20 protein-coding genes are annotated in these 21,471 nt (G+C 29.6%); 5 read left to right on the top strand and 15 right to left on the bottom strand.

Going from position 1 to position 21,471, the window contains the following annotated elements; genetic code table 11:
• Positions 1-80: 80 nt before the first annotated feature.
• Complete coding sequence (locus KPL54_RS12950) at positions 81-2,024, bottom strand: sigma-54-dependent Fis family transcriptional regulator (protein WP_253203462.1); 1,944 nt, start codon at positions 2,022-2,024, stop codon at positions 81-83.
• A 214-nt stretch (positions 2,025-2,238) separates the two neighbouring features.
• Positions 2,239-2,391 carry a hypothetical protein gene (locus tag KPL54_RS12945; RefSeq protein ID WP_216106950.1) on the bottom strand — a complete coding sequence of 51 codons (153 nt, stop codon included), beginning with the start codon at positions 2,389-2,391 and terminating at the stop codon, positions 2,239-2,241.
• A 335-nt stretch (positions 2,392-2,726) separates the two neighbouring features.
• Here KPL54_RS12945 and KPL54_RS12940 point away from each other — a divergent pair, with 335 nt between their 5' ends.
• Genes KPL54_RS12940 through KPL54_RS12925 form a run of 4 tightly spaced genes read left to right on the top strand, consistent with a single transcriptional unit; the run spans position 2,727 to position 10,529 of the window.
• The gene (locus tag KPL54_RS12940; protein ID WP_216106949.1) at positions 2,727-3,734 is read left to right on the top strand and encodes a Wadjet anti-phage system protein JetD domain-containing protein; all 1,008 of its coding nucleotides are present in this window, start codon (positions 2,727-2,729) and stop codon (positions 3,732-3,734) included.
• A gap of 50 nt (positions 3,735-3,784) precedes the next feature.
• Positions 3,785-5,401 (top strand): hypothetical protein, encoded by a 1,617-nt coding sequence (locus tag KPL54_RS12935; RefSeq protein WP_216106948.1) that lies wholly within the window; start codon positions 3,785-3,787, stop codon positions 5,399-5,401.
• Positions 5,402-5,413: 12 nt separating this feature from the next.
• On the top strand, positions 5,414-6,130 hold the full coding sequence (locus KPL54_RS12930) for a DUF6063 family protein (RefSeq protein WP_253203461.1): 717 nt from the start codon (positions 5,414-5,416) through the stop codon (positions 6,128-6,130).
• On the top strand, positions 6,123-10,529 hold the full coding sequence (locus KPL54_RS12925; RefSeq protein ID WP_216106947.1) for a hypothetical protein: 4,407 nt from the start codon (positions 6,123-6,125) through the stop codon (positions 10,527-10,529). Before KPL54_RS12930 ends, KPL54_RS12925 begins: the two co-directional genes overlap by 8 nt.
• 59 nt (positions 10,530-10,588) lie before the next feature.
• Here KPL54_RS12925 and KPL54_RS12920 read toward each other — a convergent pair whose 3' ends face one another.
• The 5 genes from KPL54_RS12920 to KPL54_RS12900 form a co-directional block, all read right to left on the bottom strand.
• Complete coding sequence (locus KPL54_RS12920; protein WP_216106946.1) at positions 10,589-11,386, bottom strand: nitroreductase family protein; 798 nt, start codon at positions 11,384-11,386, stop codon at positions 10,589-10,591.
• A gap of 20 nt (positions 11,387-11,406) precedes the next feature.
• Positions 11,407-11,853 (bottom strand): MarR family winged helix-turn-helix transcriptional regulator, encoded by a 447-nt coding sequence (locus KPL54_RS12915; RefSeq protein ID WP_216106945.1) that lies wholly within the window; start codon positions 11,851-11,853, stop codon positions 11,407-11,409.
• A 184-nt stretch (positions 11,854-12,037) separates the two neighbouring features.
• Positions 12,038-12,736 carry a DUF3169 family protein gene (locus tag KPL54_RS12910; RefSeq protein ID WP_216106944.1) on the bottom strand — a complete coding sequence of 233 codons (699 nt, stop codon included), beginning with the start codon at positions 12,734-12,736 and terminating at the stop codon, positions 12,038-12,040.
• On the bottom strand, positions 12,717-12,944 hold the full coding sequence (locus KPL54_RS12905) for a helix-turn-helix transcriptional regulator (protein ID WP_216106943.1): 228 nt from the start codon (positions 12,942-12,944) through the stop codon (positions 12,717-12,719). Before KPL54_RS12905 ends, KPL54_RS12910 begins: the two co-directional genes overlap by 20 nt.
• 187 nt (positions 12,945-13,131) lie before the next feature.
• On the bottom strand, positions 13,132-13,761 hold the full coding sequence (locus KPL54_RS12900) for a class I SAM-dependent methyltransferase (protein WP_216106942.1): 630 nt from the start codon (positions 13,759-13,761) through the stop codon (positions 13,132-13,134).
• Positions 13,762-14,176: 415 nt separating this feature from the next.
• On the opposite strand from KPL54_RS12900, the gene KPL54_RS12895 reads away from it, so the two are divergent.
• Positions 14,177-15,004, top strand: a complete 828-nt coding sequence (locus KPL54_RS12895; protein ID WP_216106941.1) for a hypothetical protein — start codon at positions 14,177-14,179, stop codon at positions 15,002-15,004.
• A 54-nt stretch (positions 15,005-15,058) separates the two neighbouring features.
• Here the strand turns inward: KPL54_RS12895 and KPL54_RS12890 are convergent, their stop codons facing one another.
• The 8 genes from KPL54_RS12890 to KPL54_RS12855 form a co-directional block, all read right to left on the bottom strand.
• Positions 15,059-15,514 carry a hypothetical protein gene (locus tag KPL54_RS12890; RefSeq protein ID WP_216106940.1) on the bottom strand — a complete coding sequence of 152 codons (456 nt, stop codon included), beginning with the start codon at positions 15,512-15,514 and terminating at the stop codon, positions 15,059-15,061.
• Between the two features lie 194 nt (positions 15,515-15,708).
• Positions 15,709-16,023, bottom strand: a complete 315-nt coding sequence (locus KPL54_RS12885) for a hypothetical protein (protein WP_216106939.1) — start codon at positions 16,021-16,023, stop codon at positions 15,709-15,711.
• A 120-nt stretch (positions 16,024-16,143) separates the two neighbouring features.
• Positions 16,144-16,329, bottom strand: coding sequence for a hypothetical protein (locus KPL54_RS12880; RefSeq protein ID WP_216106938.1), 186 nt, complete (start codon positions 16,327-16,329; stop codon positions 16,144-16,146).
• Between the two features lie 498 nt (positions 16,330-16,827).
• Complete coding sequence (locus KPL54_RS12875) at positions 16,828-17,841, bottom strand: electron transfer flavoprotein subunit alpha/FixB family protein (RefSeq protein WP_375372990.1); 1,014 nt, start codon at positions 17,839-17,841, stop codon at positions 16,828-16,830.
• Positions 17,841-18,641 (bottom strand): electron transfer flavoprotein subunit beta/FixA family protein, encoded by an 801-nt coding sequence (locus tag KPL54_RS12870; protein WP_216106937.1) that lies wholly within the window; start codon positions 18,639-18,641, stop codon positions 17,841-17,843. Before KPL54_RS12870 ends, KPL54_RS12875 begins: the two co-directional genes overlap by 1 nt.
• Positions 18,642-18,687: 46 nt before the next feature.
• The gene (locus tag KPL54_RS12865) at positions 18,688-19,821 is read right to left on the bottom strand and encodes an acyl-CoA dehydrogenase family protein (RefSeq protein ID WP_216106936.1); all 1,134 of its coding nucleotides are present in this window, start codon (positions 19,819-19,821) and stop codon (positions 18,688-18,690) included.
• A gap of 62 nt (positions 19,822-19,883) precedes the next feature.
• Positions 19,884-21,107: a CaiB/BaiF CoA transferase family protein gene (locus KPL54_RS12860; protein WP_216106935.1), complete on the bottom strand. Its 1,224-nt coding sequence runs from the start codon at positions 21,105-21,107 to the stop codon at positions 19,884-19,886.
• A gap of 176 nt (positions 21,108-21,283) precedes the next feature.
• A partial coding sequence (locus tag KPL54_RS12855; RefSeq protein ID WP_216106934.1) for an acyl-CoA dehydrogenase family protein occupies positions 21,284-21,471 on the bottom strand: 188 nt, incomplete at its 5' end.

Here is a 21,471-nt window from a genome sequence, read left to right as displayed (position 1 = left end):
CTTATTTTAGTGTATGAATTTTAAACATTGTATAATTTTAATACAGTCCATTATTTCGTATGGTTATGTTTATTTGAATTTTACCTAGTTATATTGTACTTTTTTATTTTAGAATACAAAGTTGCTCTAGTTATTCCTAAATCTTTTGCTGTTTTCGTCATATTACATTCATTTTGATCCATTGCTTTTATTATTTCATTCTTTTCAAGTTCTGCTAAAGTATAAATTTTTTCATTTTCTACACTTAATATTTTATTTGAATAGTCCTTATTTATAGATTTATTTTTTTCATCATCGCCAAAGACCGTTGTACTTTCACCATTCAAATTCACTATATTTTCAATGCAATTTTCTAATTCTCTTATGTTTCCTGGCCAATTATAATTTAGCATTTTTTCATATATACCTGCGCTCATAATTGTAAGTTTCTTGTTTAATTTATTAGCTTTTATCTTCAAAAGATGATCAATAAGAATCGGTAAATCTCCTTTTCTTTCTCTAAGTGATGGAATTTTTATTGGAATAACACTTAACCTATAATATAAGTCCTCTCTAAATCTTCCTTTTTCAACTTCTTTTTTTAAATCTTTATATGTTGCAGCTATAATTCTTACATCCACAGGAATTATTTTATCTCCTCCTACTCTAGTTATATAACCTTCCTGCAGAACTCTTAAAAGATTAACTTGCATATCAAGCGGCATCTCACCTATTTCATCTAAGAAAAGTGTGCCCCCACTTGAAAGTTCAAACTTACCTGCACATCCTCCTCTTCTAGCTCCTGTAAAAGAACCCTCCTCATAACCAAACAGTTCACTTTCTATAAGATTTTTAGAAATAGCTCCGCAATTAATAGCTATAAATGTTTTATTGCTTCTATCTCCGTAATTATGTATAGATTGAGCCAAAAGTTCTTTCCCAGTTCCGCTTTCACCTTGAATAAGAACAGTAGATGGGGAAGAACTTATTATCTTCGCATATTCTATTACTTTTTTAATTTCATAGCTGTCACCAACAATATCCTCAAAATTATAAACTGCTCTACCACTACTATATTTATTCGCAGATTTAATTACCTTTTTTATTGCAGTAAACACAACAACCAAGCCTTTAACTTCGTTATCAATTTCTATTGGATTTGCAGATACATTGTATCTAGTTTTTGTAGTTTCATTGCTTAATGTTACCTCTATATTATTATAAACATTTCCTTTTATAATCTTTTCAAATATATTTATCCAATCAGGCAGGATAGTATCTACTTTTTTACCAATTATGTCTTCTTCTTTAATGCGTAAAATACTACAAGCTTCTTTATTAATGGTTTTTAAAATTCCATCTTTATTTATAACATAAATGCCCAAATAAATAGAATCTACTACTGTATTCATATATTGATAGGTTTCTAGCAGTCTATTATTTATATATTCAACATTTATTTGATTTTCAATGCATTTCACAGCCGAAACTATAAGTCCCAATGTATGTTTTTGAACTTTTTCTCTACCACCGGTTAAATTAAGTAATCCAATTATAGTTCCATCTACATCATGAATTGGTGCTGCAGAACAAGTCCATCTTTGATATGCAGCAATAAAATGTTCTTTTTCAGAAATTTGAATGGGATTTTGTTCCTTTATAGCAATACCCATTGCAGTTGTTCCTATGCTATTTTCTGACATGTAAGCACCGACTACCATATTCAAACCTAGTGCTTCCTCTACTACATCTTCATCGCCTATTATTTTTAGAATGCAACATTCATTATCAAGTAAAACTATAAAGAAACCTGATCCCTTTAGAAATTCATATAAGGTTACCATAAACCTAGAAGCTACATTTAAAAGCTTTCTATTTTTATTAATGTTATCTTTCAGTCCTTCTAGTTTTAGTATTTTTTGAGGAAATATTGTTCCTTTTTCAATCCCATACTCTACCGATCGCGCATGGGATCTTTTAATCACATCTAATTGATTTTTTAAAACTTCTGGTGTTAAAATTTGTTTCCCGATTTCAATCTCCAATTTTAATACCTCCTCGTTTAGTACAAGTATATTACTTTTTAAAGCTATATACTGTGATTATCAACAAATTAATAAAACTTTTTCATTTATTGAATATATTGAAGATATATTGGAAAATAACTCTAAAATAAGTCTACACTTCCTTTACAATAATATTTTAAGGATTGTAGACTTATTATATCAAATTTTTTTATAGAAGTCATATCAAAGCTAATTATTTGCCTATTCTTACGCCAACGCTTTTAATACCAAAAGATGAACCCAAAATATTTCCGAAGTTCTTACCACAAGCAATTATCCTTTTATTACTTTTAATTAATTCACTTTTATCTATTGCAACTATTATTTTTAATTTTTTCATATACATTTAACCTCACCTTATATATAATGGCAGTATCTTATACTAGACTAAATTATTTGTTAATATTCATAAAATTCAAAGTTTTGTAAATCTTTATCTTATAATATAACTATATTATAACTATTCTGTCAATCTTTTTATAAAACTATTTTTTTATTAGCATAAATTATAGACAATCATATATTTTTTATACATTTCTGTCAAATATTTAATTATTTTTAGTGGACTTTATTGCAAAATTTTCTCGGAGACATAATAAATATGGTAAAATGTAAACTAAGAAATAAACCAATTTATATAGTCTTAAAATTAACGACACTTGGTTATATAAGGAGAAAATAATGAAGAATTTAAGGAATTTCAATAAGAAAAGAATAGATATTGATGAATTGCAACAATACCTTAACATAATAGATTATATGAAGCTTACAGAGGTTGTAACAACTTTAATAAGTGATGAAGTAATAATGCCTATTAAAAGTAGTAAGCTTAATGGTAAGCAGCCCTCTTTATATAATAGATATTCAATAATAGATGAGAAAGAAGATCTATCTGAGTACACCCAGGAATTATCATATGGTATTAATATTCACTTAGATAAAACTTATTATATTAAAAACATTGCTAGATATAAAGAGGACAGGAAATTCATTCTTTCGTTAAGTAAATTCCTTAATGAGTCAATAAATTTACTTAATACACAAGTATCAGCCAATGAAAGAAGTTTTCAAATTTGGCAAAGAGAAAAGTTTCTTAATCGCGAAGGTGGAAAAAGGATACTTAAAAATCTTAACTTATCTATTGAATTTTTAAACATTTACGATACTACGGAGCCTCTTTCTTATTATTCTTACAGCAAAACCTCACCACAAAAAATATTAATACTTGAAAACAAAGATACATTTTATAGCATGAGAAAACATCTTATTAAAGGAAGTAATGTAATTTTTGGTGAAGAAATATCTACATTGATATATGGTGGAGGTAAAAATATTTATAGAACCTTTGAAGATTTTGACGTTTGTGCTGAGCCCTATCTTATAAATAAGAAGAATGAAATTTTATATCTTGGCGATTTGGATTATGAAGGTATAATAATCTATGAGGGTTTATATAAAATTTTCAAAGATGCTTTTAATATAAAACCATTTATTAAAGGTTACGCGTCTATGATAGATAAATTTTCTAATGGAAATATAATTTTACCAAATACAAAAGATGGTCAAAATAGAAATATAGGACATGTATTTACAATGGAATTCAATGATGTTTATAGAGCTATAATAATGAGTATACTTACGTCAAATAAATATATTCCACAGGAAATATTAAATATTAGCGATTTTTAAAAGAGTGGCTAGAAGTATTCATAAAAGAGTACATAGGAGGATAACTAAAAATGCGGGTAGATTTTCTTAAAGATTTTAATATACGAATGAAGAAAGTTGGTTCATATGTTCTGCTTTGTAAAAATAGTATGTTTAAAAACACATGGAAAAATTATGGTTTTGAGGAAACCCATGAATACATGAATTTAATTTTTGCTGTTATGCTCTACATAATGGAGGAGTCTTTGAAAGATGAATTCTGTACTATGGATAATATAGGTAGTTTCATTGATGATGTTAATATGAAGTATTTCAAAAAACCTCTAAGTTACGAGGAGTGTAAGGACCTAGGTGAATTCATAGTAAATATAGTATTGTGTGATGAAGGTAAAGCAATGTATTTTAAAGGTTTTGACTTTAAAGAAGGAGAATACACAGATATATACATAAGTTTTGTTGCGAATAAGATAGTTTATGTTGATGATGTGGTAAAGAGGACTTCTTATTATTTAACAGATGATGGATATTCACTCCTCTTATCTACTTTAGAAATTGAAAGCAATATGAAGCTCACCATACATGAGATGATTTTTAAACTTCACCTAGAGAAAGCTAGTTATGATAAGGCTGTAGATGATGTTAAAAACATATTTAATCTTCTTCGAATACAACTTCAAAAAATGCATGATGCTGTAAGGAAAATCAGGCAAAATGCACTTAATTATTCTGTAGAAGAATATAAGCAATTGTTAGAAGGAAATATGGATTCTTTAACTGCTACAAGAAAGAAATTTAATGAATATAGAATTATGGTTAATCTTAGAATACAAGAAATCAAAGAGCAAGGCATAAATGTTAAGAAACTTAATGGCAAGGAACTTGAAAATTTGAATTTTTTAGGAATAATCGGTCAGTATCTTGGTCGGGCTATTGAAGAACAACAAAAGATACTAAATACTCATTTTGATTTTAAAAGCGTTTATTCTAAGGAGCTAGAGGAAATGGCTTCAATGTCTCTTATAAAGAGATTTAATATTGGGACAGATATATATGATGTGATTAGTAATGATTGTTCTAAATTAGATTCTATCGATTATATTTTTAGACCTTTATATAGATCACCTGTTAATAAAATATATAACCTTAATAAGTGTTTACAGTATCAAAAACCTATAAAAGCAAAAGAACTTGAAGAGGATGAAGTAGTCTCCTTTGAGGAAGGCCACTGGATCAAGGAAAAAAGAGAAAAATCAAGAATAAAGCTTTTAAACTACAAAAGCTCCTTAAAAATAATTTTACAATCAACAAACAAAAAAGGAGAAGTATCTCTAAAAGAACTATCAGAAAAGGTTAAAGAGGATCCTAATAATAAAAAGTTATTAATACCTACTGTTGAAATATTTAGGGAAGTAATAATTGAACTTTTAAAGTATAGCCATATTGATATATCAGAACTTAAGAAAGAAAAAGAAGAAACTATATCAGAAAAAGAAAAGTTTGAATTCGAATTAAATGAGACTATATTAAACTTAGTCGAGGAGACTATAGAACTTAGTGATATTAAAAATATCTATATCTCTAAAGTATTACGAAGCGAAGAAAAAATTAAATTTTATGGGCTTCCTAGTGACAATGGCATAGTTAAAACTGTTATATGCTCAAATGTTTCTTTTAAAGTGGAAAGGTAGTGAGAGATAATTATGTACAATATAGAAGATATTAATACTAGCAACAAAATATTTTATTACTTGATTCAAAATGGAGAACTAACTGGTGAAAAAGAAAAAGATCTTTTTAGAATGTATTCCGAGAGTGAAGAGATAATGAATTTAGTGAAAAGGCAAGGAGAAACCTGTAACTGTAAGATTGAAAAGTACAGTGGCGTTATATATCTTATACCTAGCGAAGATAATGACTTTTTAGGTTACTCTAAGGGTGAATTGAAAAAAGAACTCTGTAAATCTAATTGTAATGATAAGGATTATTATCTATCACAGTTTGTAATACTTACCCTACTAGTTGAGTTTTATGGTTCTCAAGGTAAAACAAGCAAATGCAAATATTTTTTAAAGGGTGGAGAACTTTTAAACATAATAAGTAATAGATTAAAAGAGAACGTAGAAAAAGAGGATTTAGAAGAAACCCAAATTAAAACAGGGATTGCCTATACTAATATTCTAGAACGTTTTGAAGCGCTTAAAAGCTCGGATAGGCAAACTACTTCTAGAACTACTAAAGAAGGATTTATATATACTATACTAAATTTTTTAGAAAATCAAGGACTTATAAATTATGTGCCAGTGGATGACATGATAACCACAACCTCAAAACTAGATAATTTTATGGATTGGAACATATTAAATAAAAATAACTACCAGCGAGTAGTTACAGCTTTTGGAGGTGAAATCAATGAGTAAAATCAATGCACTAAGAATTGTAAACTTTAGTTACAATAACAATTCAATGAAAATAGATGATGAAACATTTGAGCTCGGTGGCGAGAGTACCCTTTTGAGTTTAAGAAACGGTGGGGGTAAGTCTGTAATGGTCCAGCTTATGATGGCCCCTTTTGTGAATAAAAGATATAGGGATCTAAAAGATAGAAAATTCAATAGTTATTTTACTAAAAGCTCTCCAAGCTACATTTTAACTGAGTGGGTTTTAGATGGTGGTGTGGGTTATGTACTTATTGGTATGATGGTTAGAAAAAGATCCTTATCCTCAGATGATGACTCCACAGAGGACCTAGATATAATAACATTTATACATGAATATAGAAACAGCAGCAATTATGACATTAATAATTTTCCAGCAGTTGAAATTGAAAAGAACATTAAGAAAATTAAAAGTTTTGGTAACACTAAAGGTTTACTCGAAACTCTAAAAAAAGATAAGGACATAAATTTTAATTACTTTGATATGACTATCCCAGCGCAAACTAAGAATTATTTTGATAATTTAAGACAGTTTAAGATAAATAACAAAGAATGGGAAAGCATAATAAAAAAAATCAACATGAGAGAATCAGGTTTATCTGAACTTTTTCAAGAATCAAAAAATGTTTCGGGCCTTGTGGAAAAATGGTTTATTAAAGTTGTAGAAGATAAGATTAATAAAGATGAAGACAAAATAAAGAATTTTAGTGAAATAGTTAAAAAGTATATATATCAGTATAGATATAATCAAGCTAAAATCCAGAAAAAAGATGCCATAGGTGAGTTTAGGTTATGTGCAAAAGGAATACTCGATGTAGCCGAAATATGCGTTGAGCATAAAATTCAGAGTGAAGGTTTAAAAAATAAAATAGCTAATCTTATAAAATATTTAGAAGATAGTTTAAGTTTAGAGGAAAATACCAAACAGGAACTCATGTTTAAAATTTCAGAAATAGAACTTTATATTAAAGAAATCAACTATGAAAAAATATCCACCCAGGTTTATGAATTTGAAAGCAAAGCTAAAAAAGTAACTATAGATGGTGAAAAAGCAAAACAGGAAGCCTTAAATACCAATGAGGAAATATCTACTCTCAAAAAAAAGAAACAAGTGCTTGAGTGCTCAAAGTTATATGAGCAGTATGTTAAAGCATCAAAGGATGTCCAAAGATATGAGAATCAAATTGATATTGCGAATGAAAAGAATAAGGACCTGAAGCCTGAAAGAGAAAATACAGGTTTTACTCTAAAGAAATATTATGAAACAAGGCAAAAAGAAACCTCAAAAGTTTTACAAGAAAGTGACAAAAATATAAAGGCTACAAGAATAAATATATCTTCTGCTAAAAAAGAAATAGACGACCTTAACAAATCTATTCAACAAATAAGTGTAGCAATGGGCAGCTTCCAAAGTAACATAAATTCATATTCCGTAAGTGAAGAAAATTTCAATAATAGGTATAAAAAAGCTTTTATACGAAACTTAATGGGGTATTATAATAATGATTTTATAATTAAAGAAACTTTATCATATAATGAAAGTTTAAGTGAAAAAAATGAAATCATTATTAAAAATAAGAAAATATATGAGGCTAAATCTATTGAAATTAATGCCAAACAAAGAAAAAAAGATGATGTTTCAACATTGATAAGCACTATAACTTTTGAACTAATCAATATGAAAAAAGAAAAAAGCACCTTGCTTAAAGAAATCGAAACCAGAAAAAACATTATAAGATACATAGATGTAGATGCTAATAGACTTTTTGACAAAGATTATATAATAAATATGTTTAACTCTAAAATCAAACTTCTAAAAGAAGAGGAAAATAGATTTATTATTAAATTAAACAAGCTACAAGAAGAAGAGAAAAAGCTACGAGCAGGAAGAACTCTAGAAATTCCAAAAGACATGGAAGAAAAACTTCGAAAAAGAGATATAAACATAATATACGGTATGGATTGGCTTAAGAAGAATAATTATAGTGAAAAAGAAAACATAAAATTTATAGAAGATAATCCATTTCTGCCATACTCCCTAATTATGGAGCCAGAGGATTTAATAAAACTTCAAAAGCAGGACCTAGGTGTATTTACTTCTTATCCTATTCCTATAGTAAAAAGGGAGAGCTTAACCAATAAATCTAGTGAAAAAGTTAATAATTTATGTAATTTAAATGATATAACATTTTATGTATCCTTTAACAATAATCTTATAAATGAAGTTGAACTAAAAAAATTATTAAGTAAAAAACAAGGTGAAATAACTTCATTAAATAGTCTTCTAACTCAGAAAATAAGCGATATTGAGTTTTATGAAAAAAATAAGAGTGAAGTTCAATTTTCTGTTTTAGATAAAGAAACCTACGAGCTTTTAGAAAAAAACTTAGTTATAAAAGAAGAGTTATTGATATCAAAGGAAAACACATTTAATAATATTTGCGATACCATAACTGATATAAATAACACTATAGGAAAAGCAGACAAAACAATAAGATTTGAAGAAAATGATATTCAAAATTTAAAAAGGGAAATAGAAGATTTTAATTCATTAATAAAAAGTTATGCGAAATATACTTCTGATAAGAAAAAACTAGATGACCTTTGTGAAAATATAAATCAGCTTACTCTTGATAAAACAAATAAAGAAAAAAATAGAACCCTTTTAGAAGAATCATTATCAAATTTTCTAGATGGATTTAGAGATCTATCTGGAAAACTAAAAAAGCTTGAAGAGAATTTTAATAAGTACAATCAATATAATCAAGGTGTACTTCTACAAAAGGATATAGAAGACTTAGAAGCTAGATATGACAGCTTAACTAAGGAAATTTCCACAGATATTCAACTTTTAGAAGAAAGCCTGCAGGGTGCAAATGAAAGGTTTAAAACAAAAGAAGACGATTTAATTGCTAAGGGAAAAGAATATGATTTAAATGAAATTGAGTATAGAGAAGTCGTCTATGATCGATTTAAAGAAGAAGAAATAAAAGGATCATTAAAAATTCTTAAAGATACCATAGATAAAATTAACAACAACATAAATGTTTTAAATGTATCCTCTGCAAAAATTGAAACAACTATAGAAATTTTAAAGCTAAAGATAAAAGATGATTTTAATAAAGAAACCCCCAAACCAAAAGAAGAAATATTGGATATAGATTTTAGTAAAAGGGCATTTACGAAAAATCACGAATTAGAATTAGCTAAAAACGAAAAATCATTATCTGAAAATACTATAGAAAAGTTCAAAAGCAATTTATCTAATCTAGAGGAGTTTAAAGATTTTATTATAACTAAAGAGCTTACAATAGATATTAAAGTTCAAGACCTTAACAGGTATAGCGGAGAACTTAGACGTGATTATAGATATTCTCTTGAAGAAGAATCAAAAAAAAGTCTCCATTTAAGTACTGAAATAAATAAAGTATCAAGAAAACCACTATTTTCAAATGATGATTTCTTTAAAAAATCCTTAGAAATCATTGAAGCAAGTATAGATAAGCCAGATATGGTAATTGAAAATTTAAACATAACACTGGCTGCTCATAGTGCATTAATGGAAAAACTTCAAGCAGATATTGATTTAATAACAAGAGAAAAAGATAATGTGGCTCAAAGCATTTATGAATACGTGCTTGATGTACATACAAATATAGGGAAAATTGATAATAACTCATCAATAAAAATAAGAGATAAATATGTAAAGATGCTCAATATAAAGCTACCCGAGTGGGAACCTAACATTGAACTTTATAGATTAAGAGTTAACGATTTTTTAGATACTCTTACAATAAAAGCCCTTGAAAGACTTCAAAACAATGAAAATATAGAAGACTTAATTTCAAAGAGTATTACAACCCGTGATCTTTACAATGAAGTTGTATCCATAAGTAATATAGAGGTTAAACTATACAAAATAGAAGAGGATAGACAAATCCAGTTAGGCTGGGACGAGATTGCACTAAACTCAGGTGGAGAAGGATTTCTTTCAGCTTTTGTAATATTGTCAAGCTTGTTATCCTACATGAGACGAGATGAAACAGATATATTTTCGAGAAATGAAGATGGAAAAGTTATCATAATGGATAACCCTTTTGCTCAAACTAATGCAGAACATTTATTAAAACCACTTATGGACATAGCTAAAAAAAGCAACACGCAGCTTATTTGTCTATCTGGTCTAGGTGGTGAATCTGTTTTAAATAGATTTGACAATATATATGTGTTAGATTTAATACCATCAAAACTTAAAAGTGGTTTAAAGTATTTAAAATCAGAGCATATCAAAGGCGAGGAATATATAGAAACTATTGTTGCTTCAAGATTTAAATTAGAAGAAGAATCAGCAGTAGTTATTGATCAAATGGAACTTTTTTAAAGAAAATAAAAAAATCGAGTAGACAGTTATATTAGACTGTCTACTCGATTTTTATAATATTAGATATAAGTTACCTTTAGTGGATTTCTATCCACTAACTTCTTATATGTATACTTAGGATATCCAACCATAACAGCAGCTGTTATCGTTTTTCCTTCTGGTATATTAAATAATTTAAGCATTGGTGAACCCTTAATGCCTGCACAGTATTCAAAATAACCTGCCCAGCAAGTTCCAAGTCCTAGTGAAGGAGCGAATAATTCTAGATAAGTCAAAGAAGAAATAGAATTAGCCCTACCGTTTGAAAAACCTTTGTCAGCAGTAGTCATAATTAAGTTTGGAGCACCACGCAAAATTCCATCAACTCCGTCTTCCCTGTATAATCTAATTAATCCTTTTAATCCATCTTTTAGTGGAGATTTTTCAATCATTCGAATAGTAAGTTCAACAGCTTTTTCAACTATTTTCCTGTCCTCAACTACAACAAATGATATACCTTGACTATTGCTTCCAGTAGGAGCGAGCCTTGCAATATTGACTAATTTTGTTAATTCTTCTCTTGATACAGATTTGTCCTTATAACTTCTTATAGAACGACGTGCCCTTAGAAAATGCTCAGCTTGCTCTGCATTTAATTTAGGAAAATCTTTTGCATCAATTTGTTCTGCAAGTGGTGTTTTTTTATTATCTATAGCTTCAGTTGGGCATACAGCAACACAATGCCCACAAGCAATACAACTAGTATTTGCTACTTCTTCTGGGCCCTTTTCTCCCATTTTCAAAACAAATGATGGGCATTCCTTAATACATTGTCCGCATTTAATACATTTTTCTTCATTTACAGTTATAAGATCCATTTTGCTCATCCCCTCTAAATTCATTTCACTAATTTTTCAATATCCTTTAATGTTTTTAATAATTCTTTTATTCTTTCTTTACCAATACCATCTTCAATTGTGCTTTGTGCACTCGCAAATATTGGTACAGACAAATCAAGAGTTTTTAATCCCTTATCAGTTATTGTTATGCACTTTTTTCTAGAGTCCTGCTCTTCTTTCTTAATATCAATATAACCACTCTTTCTAAGTAACTCAACATTTCTTGTTACAGTACTTTGATCCATTAGTAAAATATTGCTAAGATTCGTAACAGAAATATTTTGATTATAATAAATATCCAGAAGTAACAAACATTGAGTACTCCGCAGTCCAGTTGGTTGAAGCATTTTGTCATAAAATTGAGTTATTGTACGTGTGGTTTTTCTTAAGTTTCCACAAGTACAACTTTTCGAATATTTGTTATCATCTGAAATTAGGCTACACATAAATTCAACTCCAGTACTATATATGTATATACATATAATATAGTGAAGTTGAATTTATGTCAAGTTTATTGGTGCCACCCACGCGGCAAGTGGCATCAATTAATTATTACCTCTCCACCTACAGTTTATTTCTAGTTTTTCAAAAGTTGGTGTCCAGTTTTTGTATAAAACTTCCATTTTTCAGCTACTCATATTTCCTTGCTTCAAACGAGTATATTAAATTCTGTATTATCCATATTAATCCAATCATTATACATACTACAATTGGTACATTTATAAACATCGATAACACCATAATTAGCACAAGAATAGTAGCATATACCTTTTGCATTTTATTAAATGTTGTATAACTACAATTATAAACCACCCATTTTTCTCCATCATCTAACTTATCAAAATGTTTCTTTTCTGCTTCATTTTCATATAAATACATTTTTCTATTTGGATTTAAATAATTAGAATATTTCATAGCGGTTATTAGTACAAACGCCGCTATAATTAGAACAATTGTAGGAACTATAATTAAATAAAATGAACCCTTATCAAAACTCTTATTTATAACTACTGCATATCCTATTAAACCTATTATTGATAGTACTGTGCAAAGGAGAATAACATTAGATACCTTTCTACTAATGACTTTAGGTACATTGTCTAAATCCACTTTCCTATAGTTTGATTTTATATAAATTATATTTATTACTAAATATATTATAATACTTATACTTATTATAAACAAAACTTTGGAAATTAAGTTGCTCATATTTCCACCAAAAGATAAGTTTAATTTTGATATTTTTTCAGAAAATCCACCTATTATTCCACCAATAAGCCCGGATATTAACATTCCTATTATAAACTTTTTATACCTTTTTATCTTCATTTCCATCTACCCCCTCTAAATAAAATATATCTTCAACACTAACTTTTAATATTTTTGCTATTTTTAAAACCAAAAATATAGATGGGGAATAATCTCCTCTTTCTATAAGACTTATGGTTTGTCTTGAAGCATCTGCTAGTTTTCCAAGTTCTCCTTGGCTAAGGTTATATCTTGCCCTTAGCTCTTTTACTCTGTTTCTTAATTCCATAACAAATCCTCCTTACTTATATTACTACTATAATCTACATCTGAAGTTTTGTCAATTATAATTGTCATTATTATAATAATATTTGTCATATTTATAAGTATAATTGTCATTATCCTTTAAGTTATAATCAATAGAAAAACGGATGTGAATTATCACACCCGCTTTTCTAATATCCTAATTAATGACTCTACTTTTCACATACACAGCATAACCAATTTTTATCTTCCATTAAATCTATTTTTATATTATTGTACCCTGCTTTTTCTAATATTAGTTTTAATTCTTCAGGCGTATGTATTTCCATATCAGATATTGCAACGAATTCATCATTTCTTTCTTTAAATCTTTCACTAGAATACATTTCACATATTATAATAAGTTTACCTGATGGTTTTAAAACTCTTTTTACCTCTTTAAAATTTTCAACAAGATTAGGCCAGAAATAAATAGTTTCTACTGCGGATATAACATCAAATTTATCATTTTCGAATGGAATTTTTTCTACACTTGCATGAAGAATTTCTACGCTACCATCTTTTATAAATTTTTCATTATAATCTTTAGACCATTTTACACAATCGGTTGAATAATCTATACCAAATGTTTTGCCCTCAGTTGCTATTGAAGCCATTCTATTTACTGTTCTACCACCACCGCAACCTATATCTAATATAACATCATTTTTTTTAATATTTATTTTCTCAAATCCCCAATTAGTTAGTTCAAAATGTGCTCTATTCATGTCTTCAGCTATTGCCTTACCTATCTCACCAGTTGGCTTTCTACATTGATTTAATCTTTTTGCAATTTCACTCATAATGTTCCACCTTTCTTAATTTTCTTTTGGTGCCACCCACGTGGCAAGTGGCACCCATTAACTTTAAACTTGTAATGATAATGATAATCAATTGTATGTTAGTACATTATAATCTATTTTTGCTCATATTACAATTTTTAATATAAATCACATAAACCTAATATAATTACTTGATAAAAACAATACATTTTTTTGTTATTATTTGTGTATAGCAATATGTTAGATCAAGTTTATTTTCTTAACAAATAAAAAGGAGTTGAGGATATTGATGACAATCTTAGGTGCCACCCACATGGCAAGTGGCATCTGAATTTTTTTCATTGGTATAAATTTATGGTAAGTGTATAATGTAACATATAATCACAAATAGTTTTTTTATAGTATGGTTATATAATTTACGAAAAGAGATGAAAATATGAAAAGTATTTTAAAAAAGTTAAGAAAGTACCAAATTATAATAATATTTATTATAATTATTTTAATATTGCTAAGAGCATTTTTTGAGTATGCAATTAAAAGTAAGGGATTATACCTAGTGCATGATTATATGTACAATATCTTGAATTACATTATACTAGCATTAGCACTATTAGTATATTTTAAAAATGAAAAAGTTAGATGGACATATCTCGGTGTTTTACTGCTTTTGATAATAATGAACACCTTTGGAATTTATAAAAGTATAAGTAACATACAATTTCAATCTAATTTTAGCCATGCCCAAAATTCATTCATAATAAGGGAGACAAAAGTTGATCCCGAGTTTAGCATCATATATATACCAGCACATAAAATATTTATGAGGTTAGATGATAAGATAAAGGTAACAAATGGGTATAAGCCATTTTCAAATAAGGGATATGAAGTAGTTTGGCTTAACGATGATAAAGCTCTTATTAAATACCTAAATGGACCAAATCATATATCAAAAGGAGATATTCTAAACTTCTCGAAAACCAATGGTCCATATTCAAATGTTTTAGCAAATTTAAGTGGGACTTGGATCGACAAAAACAATAATAAAAATACTATAAATATTGCAGGCGTACAAATCACTTATAAGGCTAAAAATAAAATTTATTGGTATTCATCAAGTATGTCAGGTGAACAAGGTAATTATGGCTCCATTTTGTATGGTAATAGTGATACTCCTAGTATATACATTTTAATGAATGCAAATAACACAATAACTGTGGGGTATACTGCACTTAATAATAATGAACAAAGTATTTATACTAAATAAAAAGAAACCTTTAGGTGCCACCCACATGGCAAGTGGCATCTTCATTATTATAAACTATTTTGCAATTTTGCCTTTGGCTTCATATTCTTTTTTAAGATAACTAAACATAGCAGCAGTGTTAGCAGCATCTTGTGGAATATCATTATAAGTCATGGCATTAAATTTAATTTCTCCATCTTCATACATTTGATATTGAATTTTTACGACTACAAGTTTCTTGTTATAGAAAACATTTCCACTAATAGTAACATATTTATTACCATTTTCAGCCGGATCATATATTTCCCAAACCGTAGACCTTATACCAGTATCAATAAGATCACCTAGTATTACACCCTTTTCAATAGGAGTTTTTCTTACAGCTATAACTTCAGGAGATTCCTTAATATTGCTAATAACGCTTTTCACTTGTTGCTTTGTTGTTAAATCGCAACCATTTATAAAAATGGCTCCAATTAACGCCACGAGGAGCAGCGATATTTGTTTTAAAACAATTGCTTTGGTTTTCATGATTTAATCTCCTTATAAAAAAGTGCCACCCACATGACAAGTGGCAAGTGGCAAGTGGCAAAAAAGTATATCGTTAAATTTCGTATCTATTTTTCACTTACTTAAAGTTTACCATAAAAAACAATATTATCAAATGTATAATATTGTACCTATTTAAGCATCATACCTAAAAAACGGCAAAAAAATATAGTGGATTACAAATAATATATTCTTCCAGTGTAATTTATTTTTGAATTTTGCTCATATTCCTCATAATCAATATATGCACCCTTAAACTCTAGTACATTTCCCTGTATACCAAAGCCCTCTATACTTATAGTTTCTATTTCTTTATTCTCATTAATGCATGTAGCCAATGTATAATAAAAGTCCTCTTCCTCGTTATATATAATTGCTGTATCTAATATTATAAACCTTGCTTTTCTTATAATATTTTTATCTTCGTCTGTGATTTCCACAAACTCAATATCTTCTACAACATTATTCCCTATGTCCTCAAATAAACTCATCCCTGCTACCCCTCCTACTTTCAATTATATTTTTTAACTTATAGTAAAATTAACAACTATTATATGCTATTCATCAATGATTAATTATGTTACTAATGTATTTTATATTTCATTTTTTTATTATTGTTTTAAATTATTTTCCATAGTTTTTAATATATCTCTATAATCATATACGGCAATCCCTGTTTTATTTTCTACAGGTTCCTTATTTATTTTTCCATCATAATGCTCATATTCACTTACGCTTAACTCTAATTTCTTTAATGTATCCTTTATCGTTTTGTCTACTTTTATATGATTTCCCATTTACATTATCTCCTTATTAAGTTATTTAAAAGAATAGGCTGATGATACTATTCTATAAATATATGCGAAAACCTCTAAACGTTTACACATTTTCTTATAATTTTGAAATATAGTCAGATTTTTCTTAATAGATTTAGATAATGTAATGTGTTCTAGAAAATGTTACTATGCTTGATGTTGTTTATTATATCAATAAGAAAATTAAATAATTGTTATATGTTTCAATTTATCCTTATACCCATCTAAGAGTACCTCACTAGTTGGAATTAATTTTCCATCTATTCTATCGCCTCAGTTTTTAAATCTTTAAATCCCTCTTGCATTAGCAAAATTCATTCTAGATTAAAGGTAAGAGATCATATTTTAATTAAAAAAAGAAGCCAGCAACTTAGTTGCCAACCTCTAAATTTTATAAATACTTTACCAGCTCCGAATTTACTATGTTTTCTAAAATATTTTTTATTTAGGCCTTTTAATTATAATAATCACTATCTATACCTAACTGTTCTGGTATTCTCTTATTTGCTGAGTAAGTGCAGGAATAACTTCAAATAAATCCCCTACTATTGCATAATCAGCAATATTAAATATTGGTGCATCGGGATCTTTATTTATTGCTATAATTATGTCTGATGATGACATGCCGGCTAAATGCTGAACAGCCCCTGATATACCACAGGCAATATAAATCTTAGGTCCAACAGTTTTTCCAGTTTGTCCTACCTGTTGAAGCGGAGATATCCACCCTGCATCTACTGCTGCTCTTGATGATCCCACGGCAGCACCTAATACATCTGCAAGGTCTTTAACAATTGAAAAATTCTCAGCTTTTCCAAGGCCTCTTCCTCCTGAAACAATTATTTCTGCTTCTTCAAGCTTAACCCCTTCTTCACCTGCAATTTTTATAAAGTCTATAAGCTTTGTTCTAATCTCATCTGCAGGTGTGTGAATTTCTTCTTTTATTACATTTACTGATTTTGATTCATCTGGCTGTATTTTTTTAAAAACTCCTGGTCTTACAGTTCCTATCTGAGGTCTTGTATCAGAACACAATATAGTAGCCATAAGATTTCCACCGAATGCTGGTCTTGTCCATGCTATAGCTCTAGAAGCTTCATCAATGTCAAGTCCTGTACAATCTGCTGTTAATCCCGTCTGTAATCTACAAGCAAGTCTTGGTCCTAAATCTCTTCCATTAATTGTAGCTCCAATTAAAATTACCGAAGGTTTATACTTTTTTACTAACTTATTCATTACATTGGTGTATCCGTCAGTACTATAGTCTTTATACTCTTCCCCTTCTACCACAATAACCTCATCGGCCCCATAAGAAATTACAGATTTAACAACATCATTCATATCCCTACCAATAACAACTCCAATTACTTTTTCATTATTAGCCTTTGCAAGAATCTTTCCTTGATTTAAAAGCTCTAAACCCACGTTTTTCGCCTTACCATGTTCAGTTTCAATAAATACCCATACATTTTTATATTCCTCAATATTCATCATTAGCCCACCTTTTTAATAAGATTAGCTGCCAATAATATTTCATATAACTTAACAGCTGATTCTCTTCCAGTTTCCTCTTGAATCCTTATACCTGATTCTTTTCTTGGAGGTGTAAATGATTTTTTCACCCTTGTAGGTGAGCCTTTAAGACCTATTTTAGTTTGATCAAGTTCTGGCAAATCTGCAACAGTTAGTTCATCTATTACTGCTCTGTTTGATTTCATTTTACTTTTAATAGATGCATATCTTGGTTCATTAATTGATTTTACTACCGTGCATACTACTGGAAACTTAGCTTCAATTACTTCATAACCCTCATCATGCTCTCTATTTACAATTACAGTATCATCTTTAACTTCTATCTTTGCAGCAAAAGTTACTTGTGTAATTCCAAGGTGTTCTGCTATTTCAGGTCCTATTTGTCCTGTATCACCATCAATAGCCTGCTTACCACATAATATCATATCAAAATTCCCAAGCTTCTTAATTGCTGATGCTAATATATAACTTGTTGCAAACGTATCTGATCCTCCAAATAATCTATCGCTTATTAATACCGCTTTGTCTGCTCCAACTGATAAACATTCCTTCAAAGCAACCTTTGCTTGAGGTGGTCCCATGCTAATAACCGTAACGCTACCACCGTGTGCTTCTTTAAGTTGCACTGCTGCTTCTAAAGCATTTTTATCAAATGGGTTTACAATACTTGGAACACCCGCTCTGATAAGAGTGTTTGTTACTGGATCTATTTTTATCTCAGCAGTATCTGGCACTTGTTTAATGCAAACTAAAATGTCCATAATCTAATCCCTCCATCTAATTTAAAATTAAGTATATATTTACAAATCATTTTATCATTTCTCTTGAAATTATTATCCTCTGAATTTGATTTGTTCCTTCGAAAATTTGGAATACCTTTGCATCTCTCATTAATTTTTCAACTGGGTAGTCCTTACAAACGCCATATCCACCAAAAATTTGAACAGCATCAGTTGTTACTTTCATTACTGTATCTCCACAGAATGTTTTGGTAATTGCCCCTTCTCTCGGTATATCTTTTCCTTCATCCAATAAAATCATTGAATGGTGAACTAACTGACGAGCTGCCTCAGTTTGAATTTCCATATCAGCAAGTATAATTTGAATTGCTTCAAACTGTGCAATAGGTTTACCAAATTGAATTCTCTCTTTAGCGTATTTTACACTTTCATCAATAGCCGCTTGACAAATACCAACAGCCAAAGTACCAACAAAAGCTCTTGAAACGTTTAATGCATGCATAGCGACTTTAAAACCTTCTCCTTCTTTCCCAATTAAATGATCTGCTGGAACCCTTACATCATCGAATACTACATCACATGTATTTGATAACCTCAGTCCCATCTTATCTTCGTGCTTACCTACAGTAATTCCTTTGCGACTTTTTTCAACTATAAATGCTGATATTCCTTTTATACGCTTATCCTTATTTGTAGAAGCAAATACTACAAATACGTCAGAAAACCCGCCATTAGTAACAAAACATTTTCTTCCATTAAGTACATACTCATCACCATCTTTAGAAGCTGTTGTTTTAAGTGCTCCTGCATCTGATCCTGCACTTGGCTCTGTCAAACAAAATGATCCATATCCTCCTGGAATAATTATGTCAGCGAATAATTTTTTTTGCATTTCATTTCCAGAAGCATTTACTGCCCTTAATGCTACAAAATTAGTAACAAGAGTAATCGCATAACCCGCATCGACCTTAGCTAGTTCCTCAAACACTGCCGCTGTCGTTTGAAAATCTAACCCCGCACCACCATCTTTTTCTGGTATCTCCAATGTATGCAATCCCATATCGATAGCTTTTTTTAAAAGCTCCAAAGGAAATTCACCAGTGATATCAAGTTCTTTAATATGTGGTTTTATTTCATTAGCAGCAAAATCTCTCACCATTTCTACTAGATCTTTTTGTTCATCTGTTAATATATTTGCCATATTAATTCCCCCATATTTAAATTTTAATTTAAGTATAATTTATGATTTTAAACCTTTACAGTTTATTTTTTTAATAATTTTAATCCAGATACAGCTCCTTGATCAATGGATTCCTCAATCTCTTCATCACTATAGCCAATTTCTTTCATAATTTCTTTTGTATGTGCCCCCTGAGATTTACAGGTTTCCAGTCTAGGCTCTGGGTTAGAAGCGAATAATATCGGATTAGTAGGAACCATTCTCTTACCTGTTGGATAATCCACCTTGGTTAAAATGTTGTTTGCCCAGACTTGTTCATCATCATAAACATCCAAAGGCTCATTTGCTGCTTCACATGGCAACTCGTTGTCAGAGAGCATTTTCACCAAATCAACTCTGTTTATTTTAGATATTGCTTCATCAAGCTTATCTATTACTTCATGGTTCAGTTTGCCTGCATTTAACTGTGCACAATTTGTGTATTTGCTGTTTCCCACCATATCTTTGATATTTAATAAAGTCATAATCTTATCATAGTCCCTGTCGTATTCTGGACAACATATTACCACCCATTTTCCATCCTTGCTACGATAGCAGTTGTTAAATGGATTTACAACTTCTTTTCGGCTCTTTGGATACTGATTTCCGTACTGTGCAGAAATCATCGCAACACTTAACATAAATGATGCAGCATGTTGAAGACTTACCGTTACCTTATCACCTTTTCCAATTTTTTCTCTTCTGTAAAGAGCACCGCAAATACCCGCAAGTAGTGCCAATGAAACCTGGAAATCCCCATATCCATTAGGTGGATTCATTGGAGAACCGCCTTTATCTACGGTTGTACCCAAAACGCCTCCTCTTGCCATATAGCAAGTAGCATCAAATCCCGGCTTATCCTTTGCAGGTCCTTTTTCTCCATAACCTAAACACTGAGCAAAAATAAGTTTAGGAAATTTTTCTTTCAAGGTATCATAATCCAAGCCAAGCTTAATTAATGATTTTGTTCTTGTATTAGTAACAAATACATCTGCTTCACTTAATAACTTATACATAACCTCTAATCCACGTTCTGTCTTTAGATTAAGGGTAATAAATCTTTTATCCATATTTGACACATCAAAGGCTAAATTCTCATCATCAGTAAAAGGCATATTAAACACTGATCCTTGTTCTCTTGCTGGGTCACCCTTTGGAGCTTCAACTTTAATTGAGTTAGCTCCCCACTCTCCCATCACTCTAACAGTGGTAGGCGCCGCTAAATACGTAGTCAAATCTACAACTTTTACACCTTCTAATGGTTTCATTTAAACATTTCCCCCTTATTTTTTATTTCACCTCTATAAATAAAAAGCCATTCCGGTGGTCGGTATCAATAATATCCAACCCCAAATGGCTCCCATCAAGTTGAGCTTTTCAATTCACAACTCTATCCGCCAGGGGATCAAAAATCCCTTAACTAATTATTGAGTTAACAATGTCACTAAATTACACCACCGCTTGCAATAAGTTTTCTAGAAATTGTTAATCTTTGAACTGTTCTAGGTCCTTCTTCTAACCACATAGCACGACAGTCACGATACATTCTTTCAAGTGGTCCATAAGGATTGTCCTCAAAGTATCCAATCCCAGCAAATATCTCAAGGCAAAAGTCAGATACTAATTTAACAG

Source organism: Clostridium estertheticum (assembly GCF_018861295.1).
In the GTDB taxonomy this organism is placed as follows: Bacteria; Bacillota; Clostridia; order Clostridiales; family Clostridiaceae; genus Clostridium_AD; species Clostridium_AD estertheticum_D.
This window is presented reverse-complemented; position numbering and strand designations above follow the sequence as displayed.